This window comes from Streptomyces sp. NPDC127117 (assembly GCF_042677325.1).
Taxonomy (GTDB): domain Bacteria; phylum Actinomycetota; class Actinomycetes; order Streptomycetales; family Streptomycetaceae; genus Streptomyces.
The window spans coordinates 19,076-31,689 of sequence record NZ_JBHXTM010000067.1 but is presented as its reverse complement, the minus strand read 5'-3'; the positions used below and the strand labels follow the sequence as shown (position 1 = coordinate 31,689).

At 62.7% G+C, this 12,614-nt stretch carries 11 protein-coding genes and 1 pseudogene; 11 read left to right on the top strand and 1 reads right to left on the bottom strand.

The annotated features are described in order from the left end of the window. Positions 1-436 precede the first annotated feature (436 nt). The 10 genes from ACFVH0_RS35705 (at position 437) to ACFVH0_RS35660 (ending at position 10,487) form a co-directional block, all read left to right on the top strand. Positions 437-1,612 carry a hypothetical protein gene (locus ACFVH0_RS35705; protein WP_385827133.1) on the top strand — a complete coding sequence of 392 codons (1,176 nt, stop codon included), beginning with the start codon at positions 437-439 and terminating at the stop codon, positions 1,610-1,612. Further along, positions 1,609-3,018, top strand: coding sequence for an AMP-binding protein (locus tag ACFVH0_RS35700; RefSeq protein ID WP_385827131.1), 1,410 nt, complete (start codon positions 1,609-1,611; stop codon positions 3,016-3,018). The genes ACFVH0_RS35705 and ACFVH0_RS35700 overlap by 4 nt, the downstream gene beginning before the upstream one ends. Next, a complete protein-coding gene (locus ACFVH0_RS35695; protein ID WP_385827129.1) occupies positions 3,018-3,959 on the top strand; it encodes a TauD/TfdA family dioxygenase in 942 nt (313 codons plus the stop codon). The genes ACFVH0_RS35700 and ACFVH0_RS35695 overlap by 1 nt, the downstream gene beginning before the upstream one ends. Further along, positions 3,956-4,204: a phosphopantetheine-binding protein gene (locus tag ACFVH0_RS35690; protein ID WP_385827127.1), complete on the top strand. Its 249-nt coding sequence runs from the start codon at positions 3,956-3,958 to the stop codon at positions 4,202-4,204. The genes ACFVH0_RS35695 and ACFVH0_RS35690 overlap by 4 nt, the downstream gene beginning before the upstream one ends. Beyond that, positions 4,197-4,820, top strand: a complete 624-nt coding sequence (locus ACFVH0_RS35685) for a 4'-phosphopantetheinyl transferase family protein (RefSeq protein WP_385827125.1) — start codon at positions 4,197-4,199, stop codon at positions 4,818-4,820. Before ACFVH0_RS35690 ends, ACFVH0_RS35685 begins: the two co-directional genes overlap by 8 nt. 9 nt (positions 4,821-4,829) lie before the next feature. Further along, positions 4,830-6,566, top strand: a complete 1,737-nt coding sequence (locus tag ACFVH0_RS35680; RefSeq protein WP_385827123.1) for an ATP-binding cassette domain-containing protein — start codon at positions 4,830-4,832, stop codon at positions 6,564-6,566. Positions 6,567-6,593: 27 nt separating this feature from the next. Continuing rightward, on the top strand, positions 6,594-6,821 hold the full coding sequence (locus tag ACFVH0_RS35675) for an acyl carrier protein (protein WP_385827121.1): 228 nt from the start codon (positions 6,594-6,596) through the stop codon (positions 6,819-6,821). 16 nt (positions 6,822-6,837) lie between these two features. Continuing rightward, entirely contained in the window at positions 6,838-7,695 is an 858-nt protein-coding gene (locus ACFVH0_RS35670; protein ID WP_385827119.1) for an alpha/beta hydrolase, read from the top strand. A gap of 105 nt (positions 7,696-7,800) precedes the next feature. Next, entirely contained in the window at positions 7,801-9,225 is a 1,425-nt protein-coding gene (locus ACFVH0_RS35665; protein WP_385827149.1) for an AMP-binding protein, read from the top strand. Next, a complete protein-coding gene (locus ACFVH0_RS35660) occupies positions 9,222-10,487 on the top strand; it encodes a hypothetical protein (RefSeq protein WP_385827117.1) in 1,266 nt (421 codons plus the stop codon). Before ACFVH0_RS35665 ends, ACFVH0_RS35660 begins: the two co-directional genes overlap by 4 nt. Positions 10,488-10,524: 37 nt before the next feature. Here ACFVH0_RS35660 and ACFVH0_RS35655 read toward each other — a convergent pair. Then, a pseudogene (locus ACFVH0_RS35655) lies at positions 10,525-10,983 on the bottom strand (transposase); the annotation flags it as partial. A gap of 368 nt (positions 10,984-11,351) precedes the next feature. On the opposite strand from ACFVH0_RS35655, the gene ACFVH0_RS35650 reads away from it, so the two are divergent. Continuing rightward, positions 11,352-12,593: an IS110 family transposase gene (locus ACFVH0_RS35650; RefSeq protein ID WP_385827115.1), complete on the top strand. Its 1,242-nt coding sequence runs from the start codon at positions 11,352-11,354 to the stop codon at positions 12,591-12,593. The last annotated feature ends 21 nt before the right edge of the window (positions 12,594-12,614 follow it).

The following is a 12,614-nucleotide window of genomic DNA, read 5'->3' as shown; positions in this document are numbered from 1 at the left end:
TTTCTCGTCGTCGACCGGATCGCCCAACGACCGGGCTGCGGAGGGCTGTTGGTGTTCAACCGTCACGCCCGACGAACCCACAGTAGCGACGAACGGGCACCGGGAACACCTGAAGCAGGGGCTTGATCTGACTGCCATGTCCACCGTAGAGTCTGCGGAAAGCGTTTTCCCTCCAGGGCGGTGATCCCTTCAGTGAGGGAGCGTCGGCGCACTCCTGTCAGGCATTGCACCGTACTGACGTGCTCTCGGCGCTTGGGATCGACGGTCGACGGATGCCGCGCGGTCGGTTGTGGCCAGGCATTTCTCGTCGTCGACCGGATCGCCCAACGACCGGGCTGCGGAGGGCTGTTGGTGTTCAACCGTCACGCCCGACGAACCCACAGTAGCGACGAACGAGTCCCGGGAGCACCTGAAGCAGGGGCTTGATCTGACTGTCATGTCCACCGTATTTTCTGGGAAAGCGTTTTCCGAAGTGCGTAAATGTGATGCGCACCGCAGGGAAGTCCTCGAGCGTGAAATGCGAGCTCTGCTTGCCGAATATGAGCTCGACTCCTGGGTGATGGCCGGAAATCGAAAGTACGACGCTGCGCTCTCCCGTACCCGGATTGATGTGCCGATCGAGTGGACGAATTTGCAGGGGAGCCGGCAGTGGGCTGTGCACGTTATCCACAGTCGGTTTCTGCTGGGCAGTTACGAGGTCGACGTACACGCGCGACCGATTCGATTGTTCGGGTACGCCCGCGAGGACGGTCGCTTCGCCGTGGTCGCGGCAATCTCGCATCTGTTCGCCGATGGCGCTGGCTTGAAGGGATTCGCCCGAGCTCTCTCAAGCCGGATGGAACCTCGGACGACGCCGGTCCGCGTCGCCGCCCTCTCGGATGTGCTCGCGGCGCAGGACGAGATCCGAAGTCGGCAGCCACGGCAAGTTGAGTTCGTGTCCGACCAATTCGCGACCTACTACGAGACCTTTGACTGGGACCGTCTTGGCGTGCGCGAGACGGGCGAGCTGGTTTTCCGGCCCAAGGACGGTGACATCCTTGCGCTTCGCCGCTCGATGACCGCTGTCGGGGACGTGCTAGCCGCACTCGGCGCGGCATGGAGGCACTGCATCCTGGCGGCATCGGACTCGAAGATTCCCATGACGGTTCTCCATCGACACCCCAGCCCAACTCCGGCCAGACCATACATGGGGCCAGGTGACATCAACGTCGTGCTCGACGCTCCAGACCCTCGGACGGATAGGGCCGGAGCCGGAGCGAACGTCTGGCGCTACCTGATATCCCAGACACGGTTGCTCGACACCGATCCACCGCCAGAGATCGGTTCACCGAGATGGAACCTCGAACAGGACCGCTACAGCCGAACCTTGCGGCTTAACGTCCGAGCCAACGTCTCGGAACTGGCTAGAGACCCGGGGACCAGCAGATTCATCGTCCGATCGACGAGGACAGCGGAACGGAAGAGAGCGTTCGCAGATGTCGCGTTCACTAGGCGTGTCCTAAAAGTGAGATGGGACATCCCGCGAACTGCAGAGGCACACACCCACCAGGACACGTTCGGGCAGCTGACCCTCTCAGCACTGCTGGCTGCCGACGGTGAGGCAAAGTCATGAGCGACTTCACCGGAACTGCCGAAGTCGTCGATGCGGCGACCGGCGATCGAGCGTCATGGGCCGAGCTCATGTGTGCGGCGAGCAATCGTCTCGCCGAATGGCGCCGTGCGGACGCGGGCGGCGCGCTCACCATAGCGGTGACACCGCGACGTGGCATGTCGGGCATCGTCGACTTACTGGCTGCCTACCAGCACGATGGCCACGCCGCGATCGTGCCGGCCCAATACTTTGCGCCGCCATCCAACGGGCGGGGCGCGCGGATGAGCACAGCAACCTCGGCCACCACCATCTCCGTGCAGAACGGCGAATCGAGAAAACCTCTCCATGAACTGCCTTTCACCACACTCACATCGCAGTTGCCCGGAAGACGACTGTTCGCAGCCAGCGGTGGCAGCACTGGGACGCAACGGGTCGGCGAGGTCCCAGTGGGGAAGCTTGACCCGCTGCCGACTGCGTATCGAATGACCGGTCTCGGACGCAACTCCCTCATGTACGTGGGCGGGCCGTGGTCCCATTCGGCGTTCGTCTGGGCCTTCTATTCCGCGCTCGAGTCAGAGAGCTCGGTGATCGTCACCAGCCGGTTTCGACCACGCCAAGTCGCGAGCGCACTCGACGACCTGGGCGCGGTTTGGGCGCTGTTCCCACCAACCGAGTTCCATGCCCTCGCTTCTGTTATCCGGCAGGACGCATGGAGCCCCCGGAGCCTTCGAGCAGTGGTGACGACGGGTGGGCGGACGCGTCCAGCGGCGCGAGAGGACTGGTACGGCGCGATGGCACCTGACCGTGTGTTCGACATGTTCGCTACCACTGAGGGAATAGGTGTGCTTCTTGCCAATGGAGAGGAACAGCGAGACCGCCCGGGTACGTCGGGTCGCCCGGTCTGGGCCAAAGTACAGGTCCGAGACAGCCTGAACCGAGTCCTCGGTTGTCCAGGCGAGACCGGCGAGCTCTTCATGAGATCGCTCTCCCGAGCCGCTACAGAGGTCGCGCACTTCAAAAGCGCCGGAGATTTAGCCCAGGTCGATAAGGACGGCTACGTGTTCCTGATGGGGAGATCCGACGACGAGGTCGTGATCGAGGGGCAGAACGTGAACCTGCACGCACTCGCGCGGGCGATCGAGCGCGCCACGAACGTAGATGAAGCGGTCGTCCTTGAGATCTCACATCCTGACGGACGGAGCCCACGCCTGGGTGTCGTAGTCGTCGGCGATGAAACGGACGCCGACGCGCTGCGGCGCCGAGCGGCGCCGGTGATCGCCGAACAATTCGGTTCGCTGACCATCCCGCGGCGATGGATTGCTGTCCAGTCACTGCCCGCCACTCCGAACGGCAAGGTTGACCGGGGCCAGCTGAAGCGGCTGCTCGACAAGCCGAGAGTGCGAGGAAGCATGCGAGAGGAGCAATGATGGAGGTTCGGAGCACGTATGCGAAGGCGCTCGACGGGGCTGCGGTGGGAGAGTTGATCCGCGCGACCTGGAACGACGAGGGTCAGCGGTTGTCGAGCCCACTCCTCTTCGAAGATGTTGGGCACCGAGGAGCACCAAAGGAATGGTTGCCCCGGATCTGCGAGACGGCCGGGATCAGCACGGTCGAGTACGTCGGCGGCAACTCACCACGAACGAAGCTCGCCGACGCCGTCTACACCTCGACTGAGTATCCACAGAAGGAGACGTTGAGTCTGCATCAGGAGCTCTCCTACGAGACCCGTGTCCCAGAGGTGCTCGTGTTCATCTGCGTCACGGCCCCGTCCATCGGAGGGGAAACGTCTGTATGCGACGCCGGAGAGTTACTCTCCGGACTCCCCGACGACCTGACCGATCGCTTCGATGAGCTGGGCTTGCGGTATCGACAGCTCCTTCCCGCCGGCGAACGTCGTCCTGGGAGGACCTGGATGGCGCAGTTCCAAACGGAATCACGGTCCGAATGCGAGAGGCACCTCGATGGGCGATCGCTCCGATACCGGTGGGAGCCCGACGGATCCCTCCGGATTGAAAGGGATCGGCAAGCCATTCGTAATCATCCTCGTACTGGGCTGCCGCTTTGGTTCAACCAGGCTGATCAGTGGGACATTGGCATGAGCATGGATCGGCATCAGCTGTCCGTCTTCACGAGGTTCTTCGGGCCAGATGCCGCCCCTCACACTGTCACATATATGGACGGAACATCCATCGATATCGATGACCTTCGATTGATCAAGCAGACGGCAATACGTCTCTCGGAGAAGCCGCGCTGGGCGGTTGGCAACGTACTCGTCATCGACAATCGGCAACATATGCACGGCCGTATGCCGTTCGGGGGCAATCGGCGAATCCTCGTCAGTATGGGCGATTTTGGAGGCGCGGAGTGAAGAGCCTCAGATGGGATACGTTCACCGATCTCGTCGCACCATTCCTGGTGAGGCTGAGCGGGGATGCAGAACGGAACACGGATCTGGAGGAAGCCGGGTTGGAATCGCTATCGCTCGTCGAGCTCGTTGCAGAGATCGAGACCAAGTTTGAGGTGGAGTTCCCGGTTGAAATACTCAACTGGGGCACGTTTGCTACGGTGGGAACCCTCTTCGACACGACAGTGGCTCTACTGGGCGATGAGTAGTAGGAGGCGCATTCGTCCACAGTTCGAAGTGACGGATCAACGATTTGTTGAGCGCACCTCTATCATTTGCGTGAATATCGACGGAACCATGTGCAGCGTTGTGATGGGTGCGATGTCCAGTGAATCGGGCACGTCGCGATGGGAACAGCGCAGTTTCTGCGCCGAGTTGCTTCGAATAGCGCTGCGCTGTCAGGGAATCGCAGACCCGTCCACTGTTCGTGTCGAGCACGAAGCGAATGGTGCACCGGTGTTGTCGTCACCGGACATCGGATCCGTTTCGATTTCCCACGATGGGTACTGGGGAGCGGTCGCGGTTTCACCAGTCGATGGAAGGATCGGTGTTGACATTCAAGTGCCACGCAGGGTTTCACGGAAGTTGCTGCAGAGGTTCGCGCCGGACCTGGCGGAGCGAGCTGGAGACGAGAACGCTTACGTCGAGTTCGCGCGACGCTGGACCTCGCGTGAAGCGGTCGGAAAAGCCCTTGGCACCGGCCTTCGCAGTGAACTCCTGAGCGCAGTCCTTCCTGTTGCCCGCATCGGACGAGAATTTGGTGCCGAGTACGCGTCGCTCGGACGGTGGTCGTCTCCCGCCCTATCACTGGCTCACACGGACTAAGGAGGGCCGTTGCTCAGATCTGGACTCTTGATTGCTCGCTTCAGCTTCCAAGCCGCACCCTGGAGTTCGTCGCTCATCGCGATGTTCTCTCTGCTGTTCGCTTGCGTTCCGAGCGCCCAGGTGCTGCTCATGGCTTCGCTGTTGCAGCAGCTCAGCGCCGACCGCGTCGATCTCGGTTCCGCAGTGGTGACCTCAGCGCTGATCGTGATACTTGTCGGGCTGATCGGGCCGCTCCGATCGGTTCGCGACTTCACGGCGGAGATCGGGCAACTCGATACCGGCGCCGCCCTGCAGGGACGCCTTGCGGATCGAGTGTCGGTCCTGGCGCCCGCCGAGATCGCCGCTGAAGATCTCGCCTCCCAGATCGAGGGGCATAGCAGAGCCATCGTTGATCACATATCGCGAACATTCATAGACACCCTCCTGGCCGCGGAAGCGATTCTCGGCGCCGTAGGAATCGTGGTCACGTTGGCGAGGTACAGCTGGATCGCGAGCGTGCTCACCGCCTTGAGTATCGTGCCGACATTAGTAATCGGATTTTATGTCAGTAGAGTACAGAAGAGAATGTGGCTTAGTCTGGGTCGCATCTACCGGCGCGAGCGCTACATTCGCGAAACGCTGAGCAGCCGTTCCGCGCTCCTGGAGCTGACTGCGTTCGGGACGGTGGGCCGTATCGGCCAACTCGAGAAGGAAGCGCAAGCTCAAATCTGCGCTGTGAGGAAGGAGCCGATTCGTGCGGGACTGCGAGCGACTGGGCTTGCTGCAGGAGTGAACGCGATTCTGTTCGCATTGGCCATCTTCGCCGTTTTCTCGGATGCGGGCTTCGGGCCGACGGCGGTCGCCGCCGTGTACGGAGTGTTCGGTGCGGTGAACGCGGTCGCCCAGGGAGGTTCGCAGGTTGCATCGCTCGTCCAGTACGCCCCGACCGTCGACGCCCTCGTAGAATTCCTCGATCGGCCACAAGCGAAATCGTGTGCACCGGCCGAGTGGGAGAATTCGGAAATCAGCGAGATCGAACTGCGCAGCGTGAACGTTTCTTACGAGGCCGGCCGATTCGCGGTCCAGGGGGCGACGTTGAATGTCTCGCGCGGGGAGATGATCGCGATAGTTGGGAAGAACGGCGCGGGGAAGACAACCCTCCTTAACGCGTTGCTCGGGCTCGTACCAATAGCCGAAGGGACTGTACTCGCGAACGGCCGGCCAGTTCACCCGGCGGCGCAGGAATGGTGGTTGCGCGGCTTCAGCGTGATGGCACAGGACTATGGGAAGTATGAGGTCACCGTGGAGGATTCTGTGCGGCTGGGCCGTTCGGGGAGCGTTGACTCCGAATCGATCGACTCCGCTCTTCGCGCGGCGCGTGCAGCTGACTTTGTCGCGGCACTTCGTGATCGTGAGCAGACGCAACTCGGCGAGGCCTGGGGCGGATCGGGCCTGTCAGGTGGCCAATGGCAGCGTCTGGCGCTCGCGCGTGTCTATCTGCGCGACGCGAGTATTTGGATTCTGGACGAGCCGTCCTCCGCCATTGATGCCGAGACCGAGGTCGAACTGTTCGAAGAGCTTCGCCGAACGAGCGGGAGTCGCTCGACCATCATCGTGTCGCATCGAGCATGGACGCTCCGCCGGATGGATCGAATCTACGTCATGGACGAGGGACGAATCGTGGAGCAGGGCGGCTTCGAGGAACTCGTGCAGGAGAACGGTGCCTTCGCGCGTCTCTTTCGAGAGCAGACGCTGAGTCTGCCGTAAATCAAGATCGATCAGTTGGGGGTTCGAGTGGACAAACGAAGCGAACTATGTCAGGCGATCGAGGTGGTCTACGGGCGGGCCCTGAAGACGACGGACGATGTTTTCAGCCTAGGTGGATCATCTCTGCAGGCGGTGGATCTGGTGAGCCGGTTCGAAGCCGCGCTCGGGTTCCCTGTCGACGTCGAGCGACTCATCATGGCCGAGACCATCTCTGCGTTGATCGACGAACTCGTGACCAACGATCCCGAGAATTAACAGGAGAAAACACACCATGGTGTTCCGTGTTGCCTACACCCCCCTGCCTCCACTTGGCGCAGCAGTCGAGTACGAATACGGGAAGTTCTCATCGCCAGAGGAAGCGACTTTACAAGGCGTCACGAGAAGTTTCGAACTGTTCAACAGCCGAATCTACCCGGGAACCCATCGTGATGTCTGGCTACACGTACCCCCAGGGGTCGATACCACGTCGCCGCTAAATTACTGCGTTTTCCAGGACGGCTGGCTCTATCTGGATCCGCACGGACCGATACGCGCAGGAATCGTTCTGGATAACCTGCACACGCTCGGCCTCATCCCCCCGACAGTTGGCATCTTCGTCGACCCGGGCAAAGCAGTGCGCCCTCGCGACGTGGGAACGACAAAGCAGCGCAACATTGAGTACGACCCCTTCACACCTGCGTACGGCAACTTTCTGCGGAAAGAAGTGCTCCCAGCGGTCGCGGAGCACGTCTCGTTGACCAGTTCACCGATAGGCAACTTCATCTGTGGCGGCAGCAGCGGTGGCAACTGTGCATTCACAGCTGCTTGGTACCACCAAGATCTCTTCGAAGTTGCGATTTGCTTCGTGTCCAGTTTCGCACAGATGCCAGGAGGGAATCCCGTCCCCCGCGCACTGGACCTTCACGGCGCGCCGCCACGCCGCCTCCGGGTCTTCCAGCAGATCGCTCTTCGGGATCTCAACTGGGACAAGGCAGACGGCAACTGGGTCGCAGAGAACTTTCGAGTGGCGGCGGCGCTCCTGGAGCACGGCCACGATCTGCGTTGCGTGTTGGGAGACGGGGGGCACAGCCCAAATCATGGGGGTGTGTTGCTGCCGGACGCGTTGATGTGGGCGGCTGGGGCGGCCTGAACCGGCTCAGTGTTCGAGCCCATCGACATCCCACGCGCTCCGTCGGCGAGTAGTTGATCCTCGGCCATCGTCACCGAGCACATACATGTGAAGCGGGTGAAGAGAATGCAGCCAGGTTCCCCTTCTGGTGAGATCCGATCGCGAGGGGCTCTCCATCGAGCCGCTGTCGTAGCTCCGTCATCGGACCCTGTCGCGGCGCTAGCCGACTTGCTGCAATTGCCACGCGAGGGCGAGTGGCGTCGGGCCCTCGAGGACGGATCGCGCGCCCTCGTAGTCTGCCGTGCTGGACGTTCCCTGGACGAAGTCACCGCGGTTCTTTGGCTACTCGACGCCGGCGTGCCGATCGTGCTTGTCGACAGGCCAAACGGACGGCAGAGCGAGCATGCGATCGAGACACTCGACGCGACTCATGTCTTCGAAGGAGGCACGCTCCGCCGTCGACGTGAACGCCGCGCGGAATCGGTTCATCGGGACCGTATGGTATCGCTCCCGACGTCCGGGTCTTCCGGTCATCCGAAGTACGTCTCCCTGAGCGCCGAGAGTGTCATGGGGAATGCCGCCTCGGTGGCAACAACCCTCGGACTGGGCGACGACGACATCGGTGTGACGACGCTGTCGCCGGCATACTCGTACGGATTGTCGAATGTGCTCGCGCATGTGATTGCAGGCGGAACAATGCTGTGTGTCGACGATTCGATCGCGAGCGAGCGATTCTGGCAAAGGATTCGTGACGAAGCTACGACCAGCCTCGCGTTCGCGGCGAGCTCGGCGTCCCTGGTACTCACAGCGTTACGACGTTCCATGATGCCGCGAACGTTGCGGCGGGTCATGTTCGCAGGCGGAGGAGTCGACCGGCGTCTGGTGCCCGACCTCTATCGCGAGACCTCCCGGGTCGGTGTCTCCCTGCATCTGATGTACGGGCAAACGGAAGCGGGACCACGGATCACGATAAGCGCGCCTGATACCGAACGGACGGATTGGGGCACCGCCGGTGCAAGCATCCATGGCGTGCGCACTCGAGTGGTGAACTCAAGTGGCGGGGAACAACGGGCAGGCCGGGAGGGAGGGATTCAGGTCGCGAGCCCCTACATCATGGCGGGATATAGCCGCAGCGCAGACGACCTGACGTGCCCACGGGAGCGCATCCATTGGCTCGACACGGGAGATCGAGGTCGACAAGACGTCACAGGGCGACTGTGGGTCAGCGGTAGGGCAGGCGACGAGCGGAAGGTCTCCGGGTACCGGATCGACCTGGCAAACCTACGTGACGAGGCCGAGAGCATCTTCAGATACACCACGACGGCGCTCGCCAGCCCGAATTTGGTGACTGTGTGCCTGAAGACGGCGGATCGGATTCCACCCGACCACCCGCAGTTGGCCAACCTCGCTCAGCGCGTGAACCTACCGATTGAGCTCATCCGCATTGTCACGATTGAAGAATTCCCACGCAATTCTAGTGGGAAGGTGGACCGGGTTGGGCTTGCTGAACGCGCGGGACATGTAGCGCCTGAGATTGGGGAGGAAGATTGAACACGAACAGCCGGATACTGATGACAGCCGAGCCCTATGGTTTCGGCCCTTCGTCGAAGGCACTCGCCATCGCGCGAGAACTAGCTGAGGCCCACGCAGTGAGAGCCGACTTCACCGGACTCGGCACGTCGTACTCCACCGCACAACGGGAGACAGGTCTCTTCCAGTCCGTCTCCACGTCGGCGCGGTACGACGCCGAAGGGCTCGCTGAGGCGGTGCACGGATACGATCTGGTGATCTCAGTGATGGAGCCGTCACTCGCGCTCGCAGCGGCCGCCGAGGGCGTTCCGTGCCTCTATGTTGATTCGCTGTTTTGGATGTGGGACTGGCCCGACCGGTTCGCAGACGTCGACGGGCCAGACGAGTGGCTGATCCGCCGGATCACGGATGGTTCGCCGCTGCGCCGTCGTGACGCGCTGCGCGAGGCTATCAATCTCCCGATGCACGAGGCGCAGTACGTTGCGCATAGGGCAGCGACCCAGGTGTGTTACCAGCGGTACGGTGGCGGCTCGGAGCCGACACCTTCGAGATCGCGTCACGCTTGCGCGGCGAAATCCGTCGGAGCGATCGTCGACCGAGTTCCGGTGGCCGCACAACGCCGTGGTGATGCACCTGCAGTGGTGATCAGCGTGAGTGGACTCTCCAATGAACTAACTGAGCAGTCATGCGCAACTGGATGGGCACAGTCGGTCATCCACGTGATTGACGATGCAGCCCGGGGAACTGTTTTCGAGGGAACTGGAATTCGTGTTGGCGGAAACGCAGAGATCCTCGACACGTTGTCGGCCAGCAGCCACAGGTCCCTGGAGATCAAACCGTGGAGTAGCCATGGGGAGTTCATGCTCGACTTGAGTCGGGCTGCTGCGTTCGCTGCACCACCCGGCATCACCTCCATCGCGGAAGCATGGTCCGTCGGTGTGCCGTTCTTCGCGCTCCCCATTCAGCACTATGCACACGCGTCGATCTTGCGGCGTCTGCGGGGCGGCGACGCTGGGTCCTTCCCTGGACTCGATGTCGATGCCGTGCCGGTGGCCGGTGACCTTGCCGATATGACTGCGGCCGTGCTCAACTCCGTCATCTCAGACTTGCGCGGGGGAACACGCGCCCGCACGGCAGCCGTCGATCGCGTGCGAGACTTCTTGGCCAGCCTCGCAGAGAAGCGAACGACGTTCGTTGCGCGCCAGTCCGATCGGCTTTCTCAGCTGTTCGTAAGCGCGGAAGGAGCCTCAGAAGCGGCGAACGAAGCGCTGCGGCTTTGCTAAGGGCTTTCTCCTAAAGAGGTCGTTTTCGTCCGATGTTTCATCCCGAGATGGGATGTTCTGTGGTCTTCTTCGGGTCGCGCCAGGAGATGGTGTTCTCATGGGTGAGGCGGCGGGCCATGAGGTCGGTCATGGCAATGTGGATCACGGCTTCGGAGCGGGCGGGCAGGGTTTCGTAGTCGCGGGCCAGGCGGCGGTGGAGCATGAGCCATCCGTAGGTTCGCTCGACCGCCCACCGCTTCGGGATCGGGGTGAAGCCCCTGCTCCCAGGCTTGCGGGCGGTGATCTCCATATCGATGCCGAGGGTGGCGGCATGCTCGACGAGGTGCTGGCGGTATCCGCCGTCTACCCACACCTTGCGGATGCGCGGATGTTCGGCGGCGACCTGGTCGAGCAGCGCGGTGCCGGCAACAGAGTCCTGCACGCCGGCCGCGGTCACCAGCACGGCGAGGAGAAGGCCGAGCGTGTCGGTGACGATGCTTCGCTTCCTGCCGACGATCTAATGGGCGGCAGCTGGAGCTGCTGAAGGCCCATTCTCGTCGCCGGCCGCTGGCGTCAGCACAACGTCCACCGACGATCGGGGCCTTGGAGCCCTCAAAGAAGACTGACGTGTGCTGACGCTCGCAGTCGGCGACGAGAGCTGTCGCGTGATCACCGATGATGATCGTGGTCCAAGCCCCCTGCGGGGACTACCTCTTACGTGCTCGTGAGCCATCAGCTCCGGTTCAGACCGAGGGCCCCGCAGATCGCTGGGGTCATGAACGGCTAATCGGATGTCGGGCCGCGGAGCCCTTCCATTAGAGAGACGCATGCCCTGCACGGCTGTGACCAGCCACAACACGAGTCTGATGAGAAGGCGTGAGGCGAGTGAGAGCGTTCTGTGGCATCGACTGGGCCAGTGATCACCACGACATAGCCGTCGTCGACGAGACGGGTTCGCTGCTGGCCCGGGCTCGCATCGATGACACGGCGGAGGGGCTCGACCAGCTCCTTCGGATGCTCGCTGAGCTCGGCGATGGTCCGCAGGACCCAGTCCCGGTGGCCATTGAGACCTCCCGCGGTCTTCTGGTCGCCAGCCTGCGGGAGACAGGTCGTCCGGTCTACGCCATCAACCCGATGGCCGCCGCCCGGTACCGGGACCGGCACACGGTCTCCCGCAAGAAGTCCGACCACCTGGACGCCATGGTGCTGGCGAACATCCTTCGCACCGATGCCGCAGCTCACCGCACGCTTCCCGCCGACTCCGAAGTGGCCCAGTCCGTCGCGGTCCTCGCCCGTGCCCAGCAGGACGCCGTCTGGGATCGAACCCAGGCCGGCAACAAGCTGACCTCGCACCTGCGCGAGTACTTCCCCGGCTACCTGGCCGCCGTCGGCCTCCGACGCGAGGGGATCTATCACCCCATAGCCCGGGCTCTCCTGGCCGCGGCGCCCACCCCACGCCAGGCAGCCAAACTCAGCCGGACCCAGCTTCGGGCCGTGCTGAAGAAGGCCGGCCGCAAGAACACCATCGACAGGGAGGTCGAACGTCTGCACGGCGCACTCCGCGCTCCGCAGATGTGCCATCTCCCTCTGGTCGAGGAGGCCATGGGGCGACAGGCACTTGCGCTGCTTCGGCCGCTGGAGGCCGCATGCGTGAGCGCCGACGATCTCGCCGAAGCCGCAGTGCAGGCGTTCGAAGCTCATGCCGATGCCGAAATCATCACCAGCTTTCCCGGCTTGGGCCCGCTGAGCGGGGCTCGGGTTCTGGCCGAGATCGGCGACGACCGGACCCGGTTCACCGACGCAAGAGGTCTGAAGGCTTACGCGGGATCCGCCCCCGTCACCAGGGCCTCCGGCAAAAGCGTGTCCGTCGCGGCGCGCAAGGTCAAGAACCAGAGACTGGCCGGTGTCGGCTACATGTGGGCCTTCTCAGCGATGGCCCATTCGAACGGAGCACGGGCCCACTACGACCGCCGACGTAAAGCCGGAGACCGCCACACGGCAGCCCAGAGAAACCTCTTCAACCGGATGATCGACTGCCTTCACCACTGCCTGTCTCACCGCGTCCCATTCAACGAGACCGTGGCCTTCCCGACTTCTCAAGAGCCCCATCTTGCCCTTGCCGCTTGACGCGTTCTTCGCATCGGATGT